Source organism: Arthrobacter sp. ISL-28 (genome assembly GCF_018613875.1).
Classification (GTDB): Bacteria; Actinomycetota; Actinomycetes; order Actinomycetales; family Micrococcaceae; genus Arthrobacter.
The window spans coordinates 159,916-180,803 of the sequence record NZ_JAGGPJ010000003.1 but is presented as its reverse complement, the minus strand read 5'-3'; the positions used below and the strand labels follow the sequence as shown (position 1 = coordinate 180,803).

18 protein-coding genes are annotated in these 20,888 nt (G+C 64.5%); 2 read left to right on the top strand and 16 right to left on the bottom strand.

Features of this window, described 5'->3' with window-relative positions; translation table 11 throughout:
• Positions 1-37: 37 nt before the first annotated feature.
• From J7E80_RS02495 to J7E80_RS02485, 3 genes are all read right to left on the bottom strand, one after another.
• The gene (locus J7E80_RS02495) at positions 38-532 is read right to left on the bottom strand and encodes a hypothetical protein (protein ID WP_215049897.1); all 495 of its coding nucleotides are present in this window, start codon (positions 530-532) and stop codon (positions 38-40) included.
• Between the two features lie 535 nt (positions 533-1,067).
• Positions 1,068-3,032 carry a phytase gene (locus tag J7E80_RS02490; protein WP_215049896.1) on the bottom strand — a complete coding sequence of 655 codons (1,965 nt, stop codon included), beginning with the start codon at positions 3,030-3,032 and terminating at the stop codon, positions 1,068-1,070.
• Positions 3,033-3,471: 439 nt separating this feature from the next.
• A complete protein-coding gene (locus J7E80_RS02485; protein ID WP_215049895.1) occupies positions 3,472-3,939 on the bottom strand; it encodes a hypothetical protein in 468 nt (155 codons plus the stop codon).
• 251 nt (positions 3,940-4,190) lie between these two features.
• Between J7E80_RS02485 and J7E80_RS02480 the strand changes: the two genes are divergently transcribed.
• Positions 4,191-5,474 carry a class I SAM-dependent methyltransferase gene (locus J7E80_RS02480; RefSeq protein WP_215049894.1) on the top strand — a complete coding sequence of 428 codons (1,284 nt, stop codon included), beginning with the start codon at positions 4,191-4,193 and terminating at the stop codon, positions 5,472-5,474.
• A gap of 141 nt (positions 5,475-5,615) precedes the next feature.
• A complete protein-coding gene (locus J7E80_RS02475) occupies positions 5,616-6,317 on the top strand; it encodes a type 1 glutamine amidotransferase domain-containing protein (RefSeq protein ID WP_215049893.1) in 702 nt (233 codons plus the stop codon).
• A 2-nt stretch (positions 6,318-6,319) separates the two neighbouring features.
• Here the strand turns inward: J7E80_RS02475 and J7E80_RS02470 are convergent, their stop codons facing one another.
• From J7E80_RS02470 to J7E80_RS02410, 13 genes are all read right to left on the bottom strand, one after another.
• A complete protein-coding gene (locus tag J7E80_RS02470; RefSeq protein ID WP_215049892.1) occupies positions 6,320-6,595 on the bottom strand; it encodes a hypothetical protein in 276 nt (91 codons plus the stop codon).
• Positions 6,596-6,925: 330 nt separating this feature from the next.
• Positions 6,926-7,318: a hypothetical protein gene (locus J7E80_RS02465; protein ID WP_215049891.1), complete on the bottom strand. Its 393-nt coding sequence runs from the start codon at positions 7,316-7,318 to the stop codon at positions 6,926-6,928.
• A gap of 426 nt (positions 7,319-7,744) precedes the next feature.
• On the bottom strand, positions 7,745-8,497 hold the full coding sequence (locus tag J7E80_RS02460) for a YcnI family protein (RefSeq protein ID WP_215049890.1): 753 nt from the start codon (positions 8,495-8,497) through the stop codon (positions 7,745-7,747).
• A 116-nt stretch (positions 8,498-8,613) separates the two neighbouring features.
• Positions 8,614-9,237 (bottom strand): hypothetical protein, encoded by a 624-nt coding sequence (locus J7E80_RS02455; RefSeq protein ID WP_215049889.1) that lies wholly within the window; start codon positions 9,235-9,237, stop codon positions 8,614-8,616.
• Between the two features lie 165 nt (positions 9,238-9,402).
• Positions 9,403-11,064: an ABC transporter ATP-binding protein gene (locus J7E80_RS02450; protein WP_215049888.1), complete on the bottom strand. Its 1,662-nt coding sequence runs from the start codon at positions 11,062-11,064 to the stop codon at positions 9,403-9,405.
• Positions 11,064-11,894, bottom strand: a complete 831-nt coding sequence (locus J7E80_RS02445; protein ID WP_215049887.1) for an ABC transporter permease — start codon at positions 11,892-11,894, stop codon at positions 11,064-11,066. The genes J7E80_RS02450 and J7E80_RS02445 overlap by 1 nt, the downstream gene beginning before the upstream one ends.
• Positions 11,887-12,828 carry an ABC transporter permease gene (locus J7E80_RS02440; protein WP_215049886.1) on the bottom strand — a complete coding sequence of 314 codons (942 nt, stop codon included), beginning with the start codon at positions 12,826-12,828 and terminating at the stop codon, positions 11,887-11,889. Before J7E80_RS02440 ends, J7E80_RS02445 begins: the two co-directional genes overlap by 8 nt.
• Positions 12,829-12,847: 19 nt before the next feature.
• Positions 12,848-14,359, bottom strand: a complete 1,512-nt coding sequence (locus J7E80_RS02435; protein WP_215049885.1) for an ABC transporter substrate-binding protein — start codon at positions 14,357-14,359, stop codon at positions 12,848-12,850.
• A 305-nt stretch (positions 14,360-14,664) separates the two neighbouring features.
• Positions 14,665-15,708, bottom strand: a complete 1,044-nt coding sequence (locus J7E80_RS02430; protein ID WP_215049884.1) for an NAD(P)-dependent alcohol dehydrogenase — start codon at positions 15,706-15,708, stop codon at positions 14,665-14,667.
• Positions 15,709-15,736: 28 nt separating this feature from the next.
• Positions 15,737-17,185 (bottom strand): aspartate ammonia-lyase, encoded by a 1,449-nt coding sequence (gene aspA, locus J7E80_RS02425; protein ID WP_215049883.1) that lies wholly within the window; start codon positions 17,183-17,185, stop codon positions 15,737-15,739.
• A gap of 96 nt (positions 17,186-17,281) precedes the next feature.
• Positions 17,282-18,265, bottom strand: a complete 984-nt coding sequence (locus tag J7E80_RS02420; RefSeq protein WP_215049882.1) for a D-2-hydroxyacid dehydrogenase — start codon at positions 18,263-18,265, stop codon at positions 17,282-17,284.
• Positions 18,262-19,359 carry a tartrate dehydrogenase gene (locus J7E80_RS02415; RefSeq protein ID WP_215049881.1) on the bottom strand — a complete coding sequence of 366 codons (1,098 nt, stop codon included), beginning with the start codon at positions 19,357-19,359 and terminating at the stop codon, positions 18,262-18,264. Before J7E80_RS02415 ends, J7E80_RS02420 begins: the two co-directional genes overlap by 4 nt.
• Positions 19,356-20,783: an aldehyde dehydrogenase family protein gene (locus J7E80_RS02410; RefSeq protein ID WP_251036337.1), complete on the bottom strand. Its 1,428-nt coding sequence runs from the start codon at positions 20,781-20,783 to the stop codon at positions 19,356-19,358. The genes J7E80_RS02415 and J7E80_RS02410 overlap by 4 nt, the downstream gene beginning before the upstream one ends.
• Positions 20,784-20,888: the final 105 nt, after the last annotated feature.

The following is a 20,888-nucleotide window of genomic DNA, read 5'->3' as shown; positions in this document are numbered from 1 at the left end:
GTGTTTTGCGAGCCGGCATCGCCGGCTGCGGGTAACGTCAGTTCGACATTGACGTGGATGCGCTGTAGCGCCACCCCGTGTACGGGGACCAGACTCCGCCGGTGCCTTCCTGCCACTGGATCTGGTGGTAGACCTCCTCGTTGCCGATTTCGCCGTCGACCAGGGTCCGGATGTTGGAGATCGTCACGTAACCGCTGGCGTTGTTCAGGTGGCGGCTGAAGTACGAGGTGCCGAGGTGATCGTCACCGTTGGGCCAGTCGTCCTCTTCCCAGCGCTGCTGGGTGATGTTGACGTAGCGGTCGCTGTAGCAGCGGACCTGGATCCGGTAGTCCACCAGCTTGACGCCCGAACTGTTGAACCCGGCGAAGATCGGCTTCAGCGGAGTGACCGAGCAGGCGTAGCTTGTGACGCTAGCCTGGGCCGGGGCGGCCAAGGCAACGGGCACGGACGCCATTCCCAGCCCGATCACGGACAGCAGGGCGAGCTTGCGGCGGAGAGGGCTGGACTTTTTGTTGTCTGATGCTTTGAACAAGGAGTGCTCCTGAGGGATGATGCGGTTTGGATGGGTGCGGTTTTGAAGTGCGCTGCCCCGGCGGGGTCCGGGGCCTCCGGATCGTTTTTGCTTTCCTTGAATCCGGTAACTCAATAGTGAAACCAGGCACCCTCTGCCCGCTTCCGTGCTAGCACTGTTCCTGCAGCGGGCGCTGGGGTCAGCTTCCGGGCGTCACGGGTCGGGGCTCCTTTGCGGGATGGCGGTCCGCCGCCGGCGACCACAAGCGAAAATCGATCACACCGGGGGACGGCCCGAACTTGCATCCGTACGTGGCTGTGGCGGGAAGGTCTACGCTCCCGGCCACCGGTTCTAGGTCTTGCTTCTGGATGAACCACCACTAGGACCCGGCCGATCCCACCACCGGATGACACCCCACACCTGAGGCACAATGAACCAAGCGGGCGGAACGACCCCGTTGTCGCACCCGAAAGTGCTGACCGGAACACGCCGCTTGACGGCCATTGGTGGCGTTCCGCCAACCACCACGTTGTTCAGCAGCCTCCTAGGCGTTCGTTCATTTAGGACCGCCGATTTTGCGTGGGTCCCAGCCCGTGTCGACGGCCAAAGGGGTGCCGGAACGGGCAATGGCCCCCCAAGGGACGAGCTTGTAGTTCTGGTTGCCTCCGTCATTGCGGTCGTCCTGGGTGATAAAGGCGCCTTCCGGGAACTGCACCCCGAGCGGCGCGCTGATGACGTCCAGCCCGTCGGTGTAGCTGACGGCATCGATTGTGCCGGCTTGCACAGCGAAGGTCTTGACGGGGGCGTTCGGTGCCTTGCGGTCGTAGACCACGTAGGTGTCATTCCCTTGGCTGGACGCGATCAGGTAGCCGGTGCCGCCGGTGCCGTAGTAGATCGACAGCCCCTCGACGTCTGCGACCAGGCGGCCATCGCCGACCCCGTCCACCTTGGTGCGGGTGGTGCCGGCCGTCGGCTCGGCGTCGTAACGCCAGATCGCGACGTCCTCCTCGGCGAGATAGAACGCGCCCGTCTCGTCGTCGGCGACACAGCCTTCAGTCGTGGAGCCGATGCTGACCTGACGAACCTTGCGGGCGTCGACCTTACCGGCGTTGTCGAAGAGCTCCCACTGCTGCAGCGTGCCGCTGGAGTCGCTGTCGAAGGCGTAGTACTTGCCGGACGACGGGCTGCGGTACATGCACAGCCCGTACAGCCCGATGCCGACTGACAGCGTCCGCGCGGAGACGTGTTTAAGACTACGTGTCCGCGAATCGACCGTGTAGGCGCGAAGCGAGTTGGTAGTGCGGTCGCTCGTAACGACGAGCGTCACCAGTTGTCCGCCCAGCGGGAAGTTGTAGCGGATATCGACGTTGTTGGGCTTGCTGTCGGGGTAGTAGGCCAGTTGCTGGCCCGACAGGTCATACACCGCGAGGCCGCCAAGCTTGTCGGTGCCGATCACGGTGCTGAGGGAGGGGTCAGTCGGGTGCATCCACACGGCGACGTCGTCCGCCGCGTCACCGGAGTGTGGCACCGGCGCCGTCTCCACCGTCGCAGCGACCAGATCCGTCGGCGGAGGCGTTGTCGTCTCCTTCACATCGACGGTCACGTCCACAGGGGCGGAAGTTTGGGCGTTGCCAGCGGCGTCATACGCACGTGCGGTCCAGATGTGCGGCCCGTTCCCGGCGGCCGACACAGACCAGGTGTAGGAAAAGGGCGCGGTGTCCTCGGAACCTTCGTAGACCCCGTTGTCGAAGAACTCGACCTTGTTCACGCCCACGTCATCGCTGACGGTCGCCGTGATGTCGACCGTCTGGGTGTTGGCATAATGGGTGCCGCTCGAGGGTGAAGAGATGGCCACCGTCGGGGCGGTCGTATCGCCTGTACTGCCGCCCGTCGAGCCCAGCGTGAGGACGAGCTTGGGCGGTGTGTTGGTCTCACCGGAGCCGAGGTCGAGCCCGTCGCCGCTGCCGGAGTCCAGACCCAGGGAGAGGAACTGGTCGGTGGGCAGACTGTCCGCCGTCAGCGGGACGTTGTAGTTGGTGTTGCTGCTGGTGGGACCGAACTTGCCCACCGCGGTGCCTAGCGCCGGCTTGTTGTCGTAGGTGATGCCGGTCTCGGTCCAGCTGTCGTCGCTGACCAACTTGACGTTCTGTGTGCCATTCGACCCGCTGCTGGTGGCCCGCAGCTGCAGTGTGGCATCGATGATCTGGCGGCCGGCGTAGGCCCCCAGGTCGAACTTCAGATAGCTGATCTCGGTCGGGCTCGCGTCCACTCCCAGCATGCTGGCCGTGCCGTAGTTCGACCCGGTGGAGCCGCTGGAGACGTAGCCGTCCTCGGCCACCGTCAGAGTGACCATCTCCTCCGCACCGACGCCCGCCCCGGCCGTCCACAAAGCGACGAGGGAGGCGAGGGCGAGCAGGGGGGCGAACACGGCGGCCAACGGGCGCATGCTCCGTCTCCAGGCGAGGGCGACAACGGTGGTCTCGGATCCGCTGGCAAGCCGTGGCTCGGGCTGGTGGCTCATGACACCTCTTCGACGTGGTGCCGACCGCGATCTTGATGGGCCGGCTGGGGGCGATCTTCCCTTTCGCCGCGGCGTGCCGGCGTCAGGGATGGCCGGGCCCCGGCGCTGCGGGGGACATGCAGCAGGACCTGGCTGTCCTGTTCCCGAAGACGGCTTACTGGGCACCGTTGACTCGGGACACCGCCAGTGTTGCCGATACGACTTGGAGAAAGCCCGGGATTCCGCCCACCCCCGCCGGGTTGGCAGCGCACGACCCACCCCTTTTAGGGGTCGGGTCCTCGACCCGGCAGTGAGCCGAACTCTTCCTGACGTTACGTTGGGGTATGCCCCAACCAGACATCATTCCCGTCGACCCAGGAGATGCTTCCGTCCGTGTGGGCTCGCCCGAGCGCGTTGAACACGTGTCCGGCCGGCCCAATTGCATCCGATTAATTGCCGCTCACTGCGAAGGTGCTAAATCGACAAACGCCACCTGGGCGACGTATTGCTGGTATAGCTTTACCGCGTCGTCAATGGCGATATGCCCAAAACTCAACGACAATTGGAGCCCTTCCAGCTGGGCGTTGGCTGCCTCAGCAGCGCTGACCCTGTCTGCCAGGGAATGCGAATTGGCAAAGTTTGTGGCGAGCGCCGCAGCTACGGAACAAATGACGGCGGCCAGGCAAAGGAAACGCCATACCACGGAATCGTCATCCAGGGCGAAGATTCCACGCACTGCTTCTGTAAACCCCGTGCCGCCAACCGCGGGGCCGGCGGTGAGCATAGCGGCCAGTGCACTCCCCACGACGCTGATATTGGAGAGCCTGTTACGGCGCGGCCGTTCCCGTCCAAGATAGGAGCGCAGGGCCCGCTGCTTCTGGTCGATGCGCTCGGACAGTCTCTGACGCGTCTCCGCTGATTCGTCCATGATGTGCTACCAGCTTCCATCCCTGTCATTGTTTGCGATCAGGATCCCACCGCCCCCGATCCATGGTCCAGACACGATTGCCGTCCACAGCCGTGACGAAATCCACGGGACGAACGACACGAAAAAGGGACAGGCTTGTCTCCCTGTCCGGCGTGCCGGGGCTTGTGTAGGTTTGTCTTCTAGGGCCGGGACTGCGACGGGGGGCAGCACCGCCCAGCCTGACGCGAGCACCGGACGAGAGGCGACGAAACATGGCAAAGACATCGGGTGTGGCACCACGCCTGGCCAAAGCACTGGCCATTGTCCTGGGCACGGACGACATCCCCATTCGGCTGAGGGCATGGGACGGATCGGAAGCCGGGCCAGAGGGAGCGCCGCTCATTGAATTCACCTCGCGCCGGGCTTTGCGGCGCATCCTGTGGTCCCCCGGGCAACTCGGCTTGAGCAGGGCATATGTCGCGGGCGAAATTGATCCGCACGGCGACATCTTCGCCGCTTTCGCAGCCCTGAGTTCAACGGGCAAGTTCGCGGAGCCGGGCCCCTTCAGCAAGCCAACGGTCCGCGAGATCTGGACGCTGTTCACCACCGCCGTCGGGCTCGGCGCACTGGGGCCGAATCCCGCGCCGCCTCCGGAGGAAGTGAGAATCGAAAAGCACGGCCTGCGGCACTCCAAGAAGCGTGACGCCGCCGCGATCTCACACCATTACGACGTCGGCAACGACTTTTACGCCCTGGTCCTCGGTCCGTCGATGGTCTATTCCTGTGCTGTCTTTGACAGCGAGGAATCCTCTCTGGAGGCGGCCCAGGAGGCGAAGCTCGATCTCGTCTGCCGGAAGCTGGGGCTGAAGCGGGGCATGCGGGTGCTGGACGTCGGCTGCGGCTGGGGCAGCTTCGCCCTGCATGCCGCGGACCGCTACGGGGTGAACGTCGTCGGTGTCACGCTGTCCACCGAGCAGGCGGAAATGGCCCGGAAGCGCGTGGCCCAGGCCGGCCTGACCGAGCGGGTGGAGATCCGGGTCCAGGACTACCGCGATGTGGACGACGGGCCGTTCGACGCGATCAGCTCAATCGGGATGTCAGAGCACGTGGGCCGCGCACAGCTCGGCCGCTACGTCGCCCAGCTGCACGGGCTGCTGCGGCCCGGCGGGCGGCTGCTCAACCACGCCATCTCCTGGAATGCCGGGCCCACCCCTGATGACCCCGACTCGTTCATCCCCCGCTACGTGTTCCCCGACGGCGAGATGCTCAGCCTCTCCGACATGGTCGTAGCCTTGGAAAGCGGCGGCTTCGAGGTGATCGACGTCGAGGCACTGCGCCGGCACTACGCCCTGACCCTCCGGGCGTGGGTGCGGAACATCGAGGAGCACTGGGACGAGGCGGTGCGGCTGACTTCTGCCGGACGCGCCCGGGTATGGCGGCTGTACATGGCATCGAGCGCCCTGGGCTTCGAGGGCGGGCTCACCGGTGTGAACCAGGTGCTCCTGCAGCGGCCCGGCGGTGAGGAACCGCCGCTGCGCCGGACGGAGTGGATGTAGTGCGCTGGTTGAGCCTGTCGAAGCCGAGTGTCGAACACTTGATCTCGACAAGCTCGCTCAGCGGCGGAGAGCCGGATCAGCGGCGATCCGCTGGTTGAGCTTGTCGAAACCCACGCAACCCAGACGATAAGGAGAAACACCATGGCGAAAATACTGATCGTCGTTTCAGCCGCTGACTCGCTGACCATGAAGGACGGCAGCGAGCACCCCACTGGGTTCTGGGCTGAAGAGCTGGTGGTGGCGCATCGGACACTGCTGGATGCTGGGCACACGGTGGACTTCGCGACGCCCGGCGGCATCAAACCCACCGTCGACAAGGTCAGCCTGATGGCGGACGCTGTCGGCAGCGAGGAGAGAGCAGAAGACTTCCGGACCTATCTGGACATGATCGACGTCGACCTTTACGCGCCGCTGGTGCTGGCCGACGTCGACAGTTCCGCATTCGACGCCGTGATCCTGCCGGGCGGGCACGGTCCCATGGCGGATCTTTTTCAGGACAAGGACCTCGGCCGGATCCTTGTGGAAACCGACGGGGCCGGCAAGGTCATCGCCCCCTTCTGCCATGGCCCGGCAGGCCTGCTGAGCGCGACGGCCGACGACGGCGCGTTCGCTTTCGCCGGCCGTCGCCTGACGGTGTTCACGAATTCCGAGGAACTGGGCGGCGGCACCGGGGAGAACACACCCTGGTTCGTGGAGACGGCGCTTCGGGAGAAGGGCGCCAATGTCGAGACCGGCCCTGACTGGTCCAGCCATGTGGTGCGTGACGGCAACCTGATCACGGGCCAGAACCCGCAGTCCAGCGAGGACGTGGCCCGGGAGGTCATCAAGGCCCTCGCCGGCTAGGTTCAAGCTCGCCGGTCACCCATGCCGGGATGAACCGGGACGTAGTCGATCTTGTTTCCGGGGCTGGTTTTCTTTTTCGGGGAGCGCGAGAACCCCTTGGCGTCAAGGTGGTTCTGGGCGCGGTATTCGGCGAGAGCTTCGTCGTAGGCCTTGTTTAGCCTGCGGCCGGAGACCTCCTCCGAGGTGCCATCGGCAAACGTGATGGAGATCAGGACGCTTTCCGGAAAGTGCCGGTTCATACGGATAAAGCCTTCGGCATCCTGGTGGAGATTAATCAATGGGTCCGCCTTCTGGTCTGGGCTTCCAGTCTCCCCCACTTTTCATCCCCGTGGATGCCAGACGAACAGAACCACCAGGAGGAGCAGGACGATCAGCTCAGGATCAGCTCCTGGCGTGCTCGTGGGTTTCGCCGAAGGGGACTGTGTCGCTAAGGGCGACAGTGTATCGGCTAGGACTGTGTCGGGTAACCAGGATTCCGGCGGAACCCGCTTTTGTGGCAGCCGGGAGAAGAGCCGCCTCTGCATCTGAAAGCAGATCGTGAAGCTGCTCTTGGCTCCCCACCAGCACTTCAATGGGTGCCGACTCGTGCTTGGACATTGAAAGTCTCCTTACGTCGAACGGATTAGCGGTTTGTGCGACGCGTCTTCGTGCCGCACGGATAGGGCGTCGGCGGCGAAGAGCATTTTGCGGCCCATGGCATCGTCGGGCCAGACCCAGACCACAGAACCATCGGGCATGACGTCATCAATAACGCCGGATCCTGCGATTCCATCTGCTTCGAAGACGACGCGGTCGCCCACGGCGTAGCTTCCCGGGTTGCTGGGGCCTGCGTCTTTACTCGGGCCTGTGTCTGGATTAGTGTCGCCTCCGGCACGAAGCCCTTCGGTTGTCGGAACTGGCACGGCGTCCTTTGTTGCGATGACGCCGCCCTTGAGCATGGCTACCATGCCGCGCTTGATGCGGTTGCTGCCCGTGGCCGGGCCGGAAGATTCAACTGACATTTCGGAATTAGCCTCATGGTGGGGTGTGTGGAGGAATGACGTTAGCCGGAGCGGAACTGACCTTGGCTAGGCAGTGGCTGGGCCTAATGAACAACACTTTCTTGGCCAGTCTTGGAAGAATGGCTCAACAACCATGATACAGATTGTCAACAATCGACGATAGGGGGTTGTTGAAAATTGTTATCGCTGATGTTCGTGCTGGGCCGGTGTACCCGGGCGGCGCCGGAGAACTGTCGCGATTGCGTTGGCCAACAGGATGAACCCGAGCAGGCGGGAGGCCGAGCCCCGCATGACCGGCCCTGGCCCGCACAAGCGTCGCTGCCCCGGGCCGGTCGTGCGGGGTTCAGCCGGTTCTGCGGCTTAGAAGCCGGCGGCCAGGGCAGGTCCGGAGGGTCGGTGGGTCTGCGGTCAACGGCAAAGCGGAGGCTAGTTGCCTCGGGTCGGGCGGGTGCGTGCCAGGGCGGTCACGCCGGCGGCCAGGCCGATCAGTCCGGTAGCGAGCCCGATCCAGCCAACGGTTTGGTCACCGCCGGTGGAGGATGTCGAGGCAAGGGCCGACGTCGGAGCCTCCGTGACGGCCGGGACCGCCTCGGTGTGAGTTGCGGTGGTGACGAAGGACGGCGCCGGGTGTGATTTTTTGGCCTCCGAAGCCGGAGCGGAGGTTGTCGCCCCGGAGTGATCGTGGGCGTCTGTATCGGCCCACTTCACGGTGGTTCCGTCCGTGTAGCCCTGGGCCGCAGGCAGGGTCAGGGTGGTGCCGGCTGCCGGGAGGCGGCCGACGGAGAGGGTGAAGGTCTGGAATTCGTTCTGCCCGATCTGGTGGGCAGTGTCAGCCGTCCAGATCACACTGGTCGGGGCTTTGGTCACGGTTGCCCCGTCCATCTGCACGGGTTTGGGCAGGTCGGTGGTGATGACCCTGGCCTTCCAGCCATCCATGGGCTTGACGGAGACGGATGTCAGTGGGGTGTCGGTGGGAAGCGTCACTTCGAGCCGGTTGGTCTTGGCCGTTTCGGATTCGTTGGGGACGCTGAACGTCAGCTTGGTGAATCCGCCCTCGGACGTGGAGGACGGGTCGACCGTGACGTGCGCAGAGGCGGCGTCCGCGCCGGCGGCCAGGAGCCCTGCGGCCAAAGCGGCGGACACAGCTGTCTTGAGGGTACGGCGGACGGAGGTCTTCATGGCGGGATTGCCTTTCACAGGTAATGAGGATCAGGAACGTGCAGACCGGAGAGGTCTGCTCGCGAAGCGGGCGAAGCGCCGCCGTCGTTCCTGTCCGTGCGTGAAAGGGACCGGCTCTAGGCGGCGGGCGCGGACAAGGGAGGGCCCCGCCGGGCAGGCAGGCGGACGCCAAGCCGGGTCGGGGAAAGAACCGCGGCCGCCAGGCAGGCGCCGGGAACGCGGGCGGGAACGATGGTGGCCGGTTCCCGTTGCCCCAGGAGCGGGCGCAGCCAGTCGGCCAGGACTCCCAGGGCCTGTTCGCCGCGGGCCAGAACCAGTGCGGTGCCAAGCGTGGCCACGGTGTGGGCGGCCAGCATGAGCCCGTCGGGTGCGGCCGTGTGGGCTTGTGCGGCCAGGGCCAGCGACTCGTGATCCACGCTCGCTGCTGCGTGGCCAGAGTGGCCGGCGTGGCCGGACAGCAGTGCCGGGGGAACCGCTGCGGGTGCCCCATCTGACAGCGCGCTGAAAGCCCAGTGAAGCCAGATCTGCCCCGCGCCAATCAGCCCGGTCAGGACCGGAAATGACAGACGGAAGCGCGTCAGGGCAGCAACTGGAACCATGGTCACGGCGCACAGGGCCGCCAGGACCGCCGGTGCCGGCAACGAGCCTGCTCCGGCCAGGTGCCCGCCGGCAGCCAGTCCGAAGACGATTGATGCAATCAGCCCGGTACGGAACAGCCTGAACGAGGCACGGGGCATCATCGGCGGTCCTTTCTCGGGGGATTAACGCTGTCGGAATGAATCTAGGCAAGCCGGCGTGGAAAAACCCTTGGGCAGTGATAGCCGTTCGTTTCCGGTGGCCGGCCCGGATGGGTGGTTCGCCAACTCAGGATATCTGAGGTCAGGACTCCCATCCGGAGGTCGGCTTCACACCGAGGCCGCGCTTTGGCCAAGGGTGATCTTCTTGAGGTGCAAGCCCCTGCACGGAATGGCAGCCGACACCAGGGCTTTGCTGTGTTCGTGCTGCGGATCGGAGAAGAACTCATGCGTCTCTGCGACCTCCACCAGGCGGCCCTTGAAAAGGACTGCGACGCGGTCGCACATGTGCCGGATGACGTCCATGTCATGGGTGATCATGATCAGCGACAGGCCCCGGTCCCGGTGCAGGCACAGCAGCAGGTTCAGGATCGTCCGCTGTGTCAGTGCGTCCAAAGCCGACGTCCCCTCGTCGCAGATCAGCACCTCGGGTTCCATCAGCAGTGCCCGCGCGATGGTGACTCTTTGCAACTGGCCTCCGGAGCACTGGCAGGGGCGCCTGCCGAGCAGGGCGGCATCCAGCCCCACTTCCTCCATCGCGTCGTGGATACGCTGAGAGCGGCCGGCGGCAGTGAGATCCTTGCGCTGCAGGAGCGGGGCCTCCAGGCTGGCACGAAGCGTCATGCGCGGATCGAAGGAGTCATGCGGTTCCTGAAAGACCAGCTGGACGGCGGTCGGCGCCGCGCCGTGCTTTCCGGCAGTGTCGAGCTTACGATTGATGCTCCCGCCGCTGACGTCTTCCAGTCCAACGATCGAACGGGCGAGCGTGCTCTTCCCGGATCCCGACTGGCCCAGGACGCCCAGGATCTCGCCCTGCTTCACATCCAGCGAAACGTTGTCCAAAGCGGGGCGACAGCGGCTTTTTCCTGATGCGAACTGCTTGACGACCGCGTTCAGGGTCAGGACGCTCCGGGCCTCGGACAGTGGGACGCGGCGTGGGGCAGGCAAAAGGTTGGACGCATCCAGCAGTTGCTGTGTGTAGGCAGTCCGGGGCCTGCTGAGGACCTCCTGGGCGGGACCGGACTCGACTATCCGCCCGGAATCCATGACCAGGACACGGTCTGCGAAGGCGGCAACGGAGGCAAGGTTGTGCGTGATGTAAAGGATGCCGAGTCCCCGTTCGCTCCGCTCCCGGTCGAGTAGCTGCAGGATCTGGCGCTCCAGCACTTTGTCCAGGGCCGACGTCGGCTCGTCCGCCAGCAGCATGTCCGGCTGGCCCGCGAGGGCGAGGGCCGTCATGGCCCGCTGCGCCATTCCTCCCGACAGCTGGTGCGGATAGGCCCGCACGCCCCAGTGGGCATCCTCGAAGCCCACTTCGGCCAGCAGCTCAACCGCCTTCGCGTGCGCCTGTTTGCCCCGAAGTCCGCCGTGAAGCTTCAGCGGCTCGTGGAGATGGCTCCCGATTGTTTTGTTGGGATTGAACATCCTCTTCGGCTGCTGGAACAGCATGCCAAGCTTGCCCCCGCGGACCGTGTTCAGCTCCGCCTCGGAAGCGTTGGTGAGGTCCAGCGGACCCAGACGGACGGAACCGGAATCAATGGTCACTTGCGGGGGCAGCAGCCGGAGGGCTGACATGGCCGTCATCGTCTTTCCGGACCCTGATCCGCCCACCAATGCCACGAACTCGCCGGGTGAAACGGAAAGGCCCACTCCGGACAGGATGGGGCGGTAGACAGCCGGTTCCCCCGACGCCGGCCTGCCCGCTCCCGGTGCGATGCGGGCCGGGGCGGTGCTCCGGACGTGCAGTTCTTCGATAACCAGCTGCTCGGGCATCAGCCTCGGCCTCCTGTCGGCAGAAGGAGCGGGCCGGCGGCCATGCGTGCCGCGCGCTGTCCGATCAGGGTGACGCACAGCGCCACCGTGAAGATCGCCAGGCCGGGGCCGATGATCCCCAGCGGAGCCCTGTCAGCGTAGGGCTGCGCCGCGGCCAGCATGGAGCCCCAGTCCGACTGTGGCGGCTGGACGCCGAGCCCCAGGTAGGACAGCGCACCGACGCTGATCAGCAGCTGCCCAAATCTCAGCGTTGCCTGGCCAAGCATCGGTGCGGCCAGGTGCGGGAGGATGTGACGGAAGATAATGAACGACGGCGGGCAGCCCACCACCCGTGCTGCCTCCACGAAACCCCGTGCAGAAACGTCATACGCCAGTGTCCGGGCCAGCCTCGCGAAGGGCGTCCAGCCCGTCACTGTGAGGGCCACAAGCAAGGGCGCAAAGCCTGTGCCCATGGCGGCCACGATAAACAGCGCCACGACCATCTCCGGAAGGGCCAGCAGGACGTCGTTGGTTCGGGTAAAGAACTCATCCAGCCAGCCCCGCCGCCGCGCGCTGATAACGCCGATCGCCGTCCCCAGGAGACCGGTCAGCAGCGTCGCCAGTGCGGCCATCAGCATCGAGAAGCGCCCGCCGTCGAGCAGACGGCTGAGGGTGTCCCTGCCGAGATGATCTGTTCCGAGCCAGTGGCCGGTGGTGGGAGGCGCGAGGCGCGCCACAAGATTCTGCTCGTCGGGCGGGTACGGCACCACCCAAGGGGCAGCCGCTACAGCCAGCACCACAAGGGCCAGAATCACGACGGCGACACGGTCCACCGTTGACGTGTTACGCAAGCCTGCCTCCTATCTGTGGACTCAAAAGACGGTGAACGAAGTCCGCCAGGGTGGTGATGGCCACAGCCAAGGCAACAACGACAACAACGCCTCCCTGTGCAACGGGAATGTCACTGTTCACGACAGCGTCGTACAACAGCCGGCCCATGCCGGGAACAGCGAAGATGACCTCGACGATCACGGAGCCCCCAAGCAGGCCCGCGAACCACACCGCGAAGAGTGTTGCCAATGGGACAAGCCCATTGGGAACAACATGCCGCAGGACGGCCTGCGTCTGGCTTAGCCCGCGGGCACAGGCGGCAGGTACATGCTCCGCCTCCAGCGCGTCTATCATCCCGGACCGCACCGCGGACGTGAAGTAACTGATGGGGCGCAGGGCCAGCGTGGCTGCCGGCAGTACTGCGGAGGATGCGTTGGCCCACCCGGCGGACGGCAGTACCGACAGCTTCAGCGCGAATACCAGCACCAGAAGCGGGGCCAGCCAGTACTCCGGCATCGCAATGAACGATTGTGTCACCGTGGTGATCAGCCTGTCGGTCCTCCGCCCCTGCCTGAGGGCTGCGGCGGTTCCCAGCGGCAGGGCAACCAGGGCAGCTGTAGCAAGGGCCAGGACCACCAGGCTGACCGTGACCGCCAGAGCGGGCATGACCTGGTCCACCACCGGGGTGCGGCTGACGTGGGATAGTCCCATGTCTCCCGAGATGAAGCTGCCCAGCCACCGGAAGTATTGGACAGGGAGCGGGTCCTGAAGGCCCAGGCTCATGCTGAGGGCCTGAACGGTGGATTCATCCACCACGTCCCCGGATACCCGGGACCGGATGATTTTGCGTACCGGATCCCCCGGCGTCAGATAGGGAATCAGGAAGACCGCGAAGGACGACAGGAGAACGGCGACCACCAAAGTCGCCGTCCTCCTGGCAATAAAGGCTCTCATTCGGGGATCGAATCCCCCGCTAGGACGCGGTTTTTGCCGTTTGCGCGGTCAGGACATACCGGGACAGCGGGTCCTGGACATACGACTGAACACTGCTGCGGACGGCGTCCGTTGCCTGTTCGTTGACGAGCCAAACGTTGACCGCCTGCGAATCCAGGATCTTCCCGGCCTGCTCATACAGCCGGTGCCGGTCCTCGGTGCTCTTGGTCTGCGCTGCCTGGCGGATGATCTTGTCGTATTCCTTGCTGCAGAAGTGGCTGAGGTTGTAGGTTCCCTCGCAGGTGTAGTCGGCTGTCAGGAAGCCAATGGGGTCCGCGATGTCGATGAGGCGGTTCCGCTGGCTGAGCAGCATGTCGTAGTTGCCGGCGAGCACGTCCGGTTCAGCTGCGGCATATTCCTTGGTCTCGATCGTTACGGGGACGCCGACCTTCTTGAGGTTCTCCTGGATCACGGTGGCAACATCGGCGAACTCCGCCCGCTCCACGATGGCGATGATTTCCAGCGGCTTGCTAGCGGTATAGCCGGCCGCGGCCAGCAGCTTCTTGGCTTCATCAAGGTTCTGCCGGGGTGATTTGGCATCTTTGGACGCCCACGGTTCGGACGGGGCGAAGGGTCCTGCAGCCGGCTGTGCGGCGCCTTCGTAGACGCTGGCCGCCAGGGCCTCCAGGTCAAGGGCCGAGCGGAGGGCCTTCCGGAAGTTGACGTTGTTCAGCGGTGCCCGGCCGTTGTTCAGGTAAAGCGTTGCCGTGCGGGGCGAATCGGCCTTGAGCACGTTGACGTTCGGGGCGCCCTCCAGCGCGGACAGGCCCGATGCAGGGATGGAGAGGGAAACATCGGCTTCGCCGGTCTGGACCTGGGCTGCGCGGGTAGCCCCATTCGTGATGAAGCGCACCTCGGCACCGGCAAGCTGGACTTTGCCGCCCCAATAGTTTTCGTTGCGGTCCAGGGTCAACGACTGCTTTGGCGTTTCGGAGACAGGGGTAAAGGGACCGGTGCAGTGGCCGAAGGGGTCGATGGTGCCACCCTTGTACGCTGCCGGAGCCAGAATACCGGTGTTGACGCTCGCCAGCCGGTACGGCACCAGTGGGCTCTCGGCCGGGGTTGTGACGCGGACGGTGTTCGCGTCAACGGCCTTGACCCCGCTGATCATGCTCCGATTGAAAGCCCGCGCAGGAACCTTGGCGTCGAGGACGTGCTCAAGCGAGGCTGCAACGGCCTTTGCGGTGAGGTCCGTGCCATCCTGGAACTTCACTCCCCCGCGGATGGTGAAATCCCAGTCGACTGCCGAAACTTGCTTCCATTCGGTGGCCAGGAAGGGAACCACTTTGCCCTGCGCATGGTCGTACTTGGTCAACGTCTCCAGGCAGCCTGACAGCGAGAGGATGTAGGCCGCATCCGATTCCGGCGCCCAGTTGGCTACCGGGGCGCGGAAGTTGTCCACCACGATCCGCTGATTAAGATCCGGCTCGGAGCTGGCCGAATTGCCCGTTCCGCCGCTCAGACCACAGCCGGTCAGGGTAAGAAGGGCCATCAGCCCGATGGCCGCAGTCGACCGCCTGAATACACGCAAAAGAAACCGCCTAGATGGATGCCCGAATTCGAAGGAAATGGGCACAGGGAAAGACAAGGACGATTTAGGTTAGCCTTACCTTCAGCAAATTGCGAAGTCAGACCGCATTTGCGCCGTAACAAATTGCCTCCGGGAGTGCTCGACGGCGGAAATCTCCGCGAGCCTTGCTCCATTCAGGAGTGACTCCCCAATCCTCCCGTGACAGACCCAGCCGGAGCAGCTCCACGACCCGGAAACGTGCCTCTGCGCTTCGTGACCAGTCAGTGTCAGAACGTTTCTGCATCGATGACGAAGCGGTACCGCACATCACTGGCCAGGACGCGTTCATAGGCGTCATTGATTTTGCTGGCCGGAATGACCTCCACCTCGGCCCCGAGCCCGTGGGCGGCGCAGAAGTTGAGCATCTCCTGGGTCTGCCGTATCCCGCCCATCTTGGATCCGGAGAGGCTGCGTCGGAAGCTGACCAGTGACCAGGCGCGTTGCGTCAGCGGTTTCGATGGCAGCCCCACGAGAACCATGGTGCCGTCCAATGCAAGCAGCGAAAGGTACCCGTCGACGTCGATATCAGCGGAGACTGTGTTGATGATCAGGTCAAAATGACCCCTCAGAATCTCGAAGGTGGAGGGGTCGGACGTGGCATAGTAATGCTCCGCCCCAAGCCGGAGCGCGTCCTCCTGCTTCTTGAGCGACTGGCTGAGTACTGTGACCTCCGCGCCCATGGCTGCAGCGATCTTGACGCCCATATGGCCGAGCCCGCCCATGCCGATGATGGCCACGCGCTTCCCCGGTCCGGCGTTCCAGGTGCTCAGCGGTGAGTACATGGTGATGCCGGCGCACAGCAGGGGTGCGGCGGCCTCAAGGGGAATGCCGTCAGGAATCTGCAGTACATAGTTCTCGTCCACCACAATGCTGCTGCTGTAGCCGCCCGCTGTGGGCAGGCCGTCCCGGCCCACTGAGTTGTAGGTACTCGTGGCCCCGGACAGACAGTACTGTTCCTCACCCGCACGGCAGTTGACGCAGTCACGGCAGGAATCCACAAAGCAGCCCACGCCCACGCGGTCCCCCACTGAATGACGTGTCACCCTGGCCCCGACAGCCTCCACGACGCCTGCAATCTCATGCCCAACGACGACCGGGTAATTCACGCTTGCCCAATCGCCCCGCGCAGTGTGGATATCGGAGTGACAGATCCCGGTAAATTTGATGGCGATCTGCACTTCGAACTCACCTGGTTCGCGGCGCTCAATGGTTCCGGGCTGAAGGGGCGACGCGGCCGTGACCGCGACATAGGCTTTGGCAAAGGTGGGCATAGTTGCTCCGTTTCTAAAATGACGCTGTCTAGAAGGCCGATCCGTCCGCGATGTGGGCATGGGGGTTCGCCAAGTGTTCGGGGCGGAGGATCTCGTCGAGTTCATCGGCCGTGAGTAGTCCGCGTTCGAGGACGAGGGAGGTGACGCTGCGGCCTGTGGATAGTGCCTGGCGGGCGATGGAGGTTGCGGCGTCGTAGCCGATGAGCGGGTTGAGGATGGTGACGACGCCGATGCTCGCTTCGACCTGGGAACGCAGGTAATCCTTGTTGGCGGTGATGCCGTCGATGCAGTGGTCCGCCAGTGTGGTGCATGCCGCCGTGAGGTGGGTCAGGCTGGCGAACAGGGAGCGCGCGATGATCGGTTCAAACGCGTTCAGCTGCAGCTGACCGGCCTCGGCAGCCATGGTGATGGTCAGGTCATTGCCGACAACCTCAAAGGCGACCTGGTTCACCACTTCCGGAATGACCGGGTTCACTTTCCCGGGCATGATGCTCGACCCGGCCTGGCGCGGGGGAAGGTTGATTTCCGCGAAGCCCGCCCTGGGTCCGGAGGACAGCAGCCGCAGGTCATTGCAGATCTTCGACAGCTTTACGGCGACCCGCTTCAAGGTCCCGGAGAACAGCACAAAGGCACCGCAGTCCTGGGTCGCTTCCACGAGGTTGCCTGCCGTGACCAGCGGCAGCCCGGTGATGCGCTGCAAGTGTGTGCAGGCCTCGGCGGCATATCGTGGATGGGTGTTGATGCCGGTGCCGATGGCGGTGGCACCGAGGTTGATCTCGTGAAGGTGAACCAAGGCTTCGCGAATCCGGCGTTCGTCCTCGTCCACCATCACCGCATAGGTGCTGAACTCCTGGCCAAGGGTCATGGGCACCGCATCCTGCAGTTGCGTCCTGCCGACTTTCACCACGTCGTCGAACTCCACAGCCTTCCGCGCCAGCGCTCTGCGAAGATGTGCCATGGCTGCCAGCAGCTCAAGGGCGCCCTGGATTGTGGCGATCTTGATCGCTGTGGGGTACACGTCGTTGGTTGACTGGCCGAGGTTCACGTGCCCGTTCGGATGAATGCTGGAGTACTCACCCTTGGTCAGCCCCAGATGCTCCAGTGCACGGTTGGCGATGACTTCGTTGGCATTCATGTTCGTCGAGGTACCGGCCCCGCCCTGGATCACATCCACCACGAACTGCTCCAGCAGCCGGCCCTGTTCAATGTCCTGGCAGGCGCGCTCGATTGCGTCCTTTTTCACCTGATCAATCAGGCCGAGATCGAAGTTTGCCAACAGCGCTGCATGCTTGACCTGAGCCAGCGACTTGACGAGCATCGGGTACGCGGAGATCGCCGTGCCGGTAATCGGGAAGTTCTCCACTGCACGCAGGGTCTGGATCCCCCAGTATGCGGCGGCCGGGATCTGCCGGGCGCCCATGAAGTCAGTCTCCGTCCGGCTTCCTGTGGTTTCCAAAAGGGACGAATTCTCGGTCATGTCTCAATCCTTGTGTCGATTGCTCCGTAAGTGCCCTTATGGGCGCTCGAAAGGGCACTCACGGAGCAATCGATGGGTTAGTTGGTGAAGGAGGGTTCAGGAAGCGGCGACGAAGCCAAGTTCCTTGTCGACGACGTTCTGCAGTGGCTCGCCTGTGCGGTACAGCTTGAGGTTGTCCACAAACAGCTTGCCGAGGTCATCCAGGTAGTCTTCGGTGTCCCCGCTCATGTGCGGGGTGATGATGACGTTCTCCATGTTCCACAGTGCGTGGCCGGCAGGAAGCGGTTCAGGGTGCACAACGTCCAGGGCAGCTCCGGCTATCGAGCCGGAAGCCAATGCCTCGGTCAGGGCTCCTGTGTAGACAAGTTCTCCGCGGCCCAGGTTGATGAGCCGCGCCGAGGGCTTCATGGCTGCAAGGACTCCGGCATTGACCAACCCGCGGGTGTCGGCGGTCAGTGGTGCTGCGAGCACGAGGTAGTCGTAGTCTTGGACCACTGCGGCCAGATCCCGGGAGGAGTGGATCCGGTCGAAGTCAGGATCCGCCGGGCGGGCAGTCCTTCCGGCCCCGCTGACCTCCATCCCCACGGCGCGGAACAGGCGGGAAATCTCGCGCCCGATGGACCCGGTGCCGACCACCAGGGCGCTTTGGCCCTGGATCTTGCTGGTGACCCTGTGCTGCCAGCGCTGTTCCTGCTGCAACCGGTAGGAGCCCTGGGAGTCCTTGGCCATGTCCAGGACGAAGCCGAGGGCAAACTCGGCGATGGCCCGGCTGAGGACTCCGCGGGAGTTGGTGTAGACGATGTTGCTGCGGATCAGTTCGTCGAAGAGAAGCTGGCTGACGCCCGCTGCCGTAACGTGTACCCACTGCAGGGACGAGGCCGCCTCCCAGTTTTCCCGCAGCGCCGGCGAGAACGAGTGCCACTGGTACAGCACGTCGGCGCCGTCCAGTGCCTCGGCGAGACCGTCAGCTTTGGTCAGCCGGACCTCGGCAAGCTCCTCGATCTCGGAAAGCCGCGGCGGCAGTGCCTCGCGGTAAAGGGCCGCGACGACGGGACGCTTGGATTCTGCGGCGGCGGTCATGACGCCGTCACCGCGGCAGCGTTGGCCGACTGGTCCGCGGCCAGGGCCTCGATGGCCGACAGGACGGCTGCCGTGAATTCCGACGTCGACGAGGTCCCGCCGACGTCGCGGGTGCCGTGACCGTCGCGCAGGGCTGACTCGAAGGCGGCCTGCAGGTGAGCGGCTGCCTCGGGGTGGCCGAGGTGCTCCAGCATCATGGCTCCGGACCAGATCTGCCCCACCGGGTTGGCCAGGCCCTTCCCGGCGATGTCCGGCGCCGATCCGTGGACCGGTTCGAAGAGGGAGGGGTAGTCGCCCTCCGGGTTCAGGTTGGCGCTGGGAGCCAGGCCGATGGAGCCTGTCACGGCGCTGCCAAGGTCCGAAAGGATGTCGCCGAACAGGTTGGAGGCGACAATCACGTCCAGGGTCCAGGGCTTCAGGACCAGGTGCGCGGCCAATGCATCCACCAGCTCGCTGGTGAGGGTGACCTCCGGGTACTCGCGGACAGTTTCGGCAACCACCTCGTCCCAGAACGGCATGGTGTGCACGATGCCGTTGCTCTTCGTGGCCGAGGTGAGCTTCCCGCGCCTGGACGCGGCCAGCCGTGCCGCATAGTGCGCCGCCCGCAGGATGCCAAGACGGGTGAAGACGGTGGTCTGCATGGCGCTTTCCTCGGGCTGGCCGCGGTACATCCGGCCGCCGATTTCGGAATATTCGCCTTCGTTGTTTTCCCGCACCATGAGGAGATCGATCGGGTGATTGGACGCAAGAGGCGAGGTAACGCCGTCGAGCGTTTTGACGGGACGGAGGTTGATGTACTGCTGGAACTCCCGGCGGATGGGAATCAGCAGCCCCCACAGGGATTCCGTGTCGGGGACCTCCGGTGAGCCCACGGCGCCCAGGAAGATGGCGTTGTGCTGGGCGAGCTGCTCCAGCCCGTCCTCGGCCATCATCCGACCGTGCCGGGCATAGTATTCGCATCCCCAGTCGAAGTACGTGAACTCGAGGTTCAGGGAATGGATTCCGGCAATCCGCTCGAGGCATGCGATCGCTGCCGGGACAACTTCGTTGCCGATGCCGTCCCCTGCGATGACTGCGATTTTGTCGGTGCTCATGACGTTTTCCGCTCTGGCAGGACGCCCGGCAGCTGCTGCCAGCGGGCACCGGATCCTCGAAGGTTCACGATGGTGCTTTTAGGCTCTGTCATCTCGTGGACGGCATACCTGACGCCTTCGCGGCCCACTCCGGACTTCTTGAATCCGCCGAAGGGCATCGAGTCGATCCGGACGTCGCTGGTCTCGTTGATCACCACGGCGCCCACGTGCAGCTTCTCCGCGATGTCCAGCGCCTGGTCAATGGACTGGGTGAAGACGCCGGCCTGAAGGCCGTAGTCGGAGCTGTTGGCGGCGTGGACAGCGTCCGCGATGCTGATGAAGGGCAGGATGCTGACGACGGGTCCGAAGACTTCGTCCCGGATCACCTTGCAGTCCGTGGGCACATCGGTCAGGACGGTCGGCTCGTAGTAGGCGTTCCGCCGTGTCCCTCCAGCATGGACGGTCGCCCCGGCGGCCTTGGCCTCCTCCACCCATTCCTCGACCCGCCGTGCTTCGGCCTCGGAGATCAACGGTCCCACGTCGGTGCCGCGGTCGAGCTTCGGCCCGGTCTTGAGGGCCTCTGTTCCGCGAGTGACGTGTTCCAGGACTTCCTCGAACAGCGAGATGTGCACGTATACGCGCTGGACCGAGAGGCAGTTCTGCCCGGCCACGCCGAACGCGCCGGCCACGATGGCATCCGCCGCCTGGATCGCATCCGCGTCGGCGCAGACAATCGTGGCGTTGTTGCCGCCAAGTTCGGACAGGATCTTCTTCGCACCGGCCATGGCGGCGATGCGTTCCGCCGTGGCAGGGCCGCCAGTGAAGGAAATCAAGTCCACCCGGTCATCCGTGACCAGCGCTTCGGCAACGCCCGGCCCGCTCACGATCGCCGCAATGCGTCCGGACGGGACGCCCGCTTCGAGCAGCAGCTGGACAAGGGCCAGCGCGACCAGCGGAGTGCGGGCCGATGGCTTAAGGACGACGCCGTTGCCTCCGATGATGGCCGGGCCCAGCTTGTGAGCCACCAGGTTCAGCGGATCGTTGAACGGCGTGATGGCTGCAACGATCCCCACCGGCTTGCGGCTGTACCAGCCGATCTTGTTGGCACCGGCCATGCTGTCCTCAAAACCCAGGGTCTCCCCGGTCAGCTCGCTTGACGCTGCGGCAGAGAGCCTGAAGGTCTCAATGCAGCGGCGGACCTCGCGCTCGGCTTCGGTGATGGTTTTGCTGCTCTCCGAAGCAATGATGTTGGCGAACCTCTCAGCCTGTTCTGCCAGCAGCTGGGTTGCCTTTTCCAGAGCCTGACGGCGGGAACGCAGCGGCCACTCCTCACCCTGGAGGTGCCGGTGAAGGTGCGCTACTGCCCGGCGCACGTCCTCCGCCGTCGAGGTGCATACGCTCCCCAGCAAGACACCGTCTTCAGGGTCCCTTACTTCAAGGGTCATGTCGGCGGTTTGCCACTGACCCTCGAAGAACGCTCCTCCTGGGAGATTCGCAAACTTTGTGCGCCTGTAGGCGGTTTCTTCGGCTGATTCCGGGCGTGCGTCAGC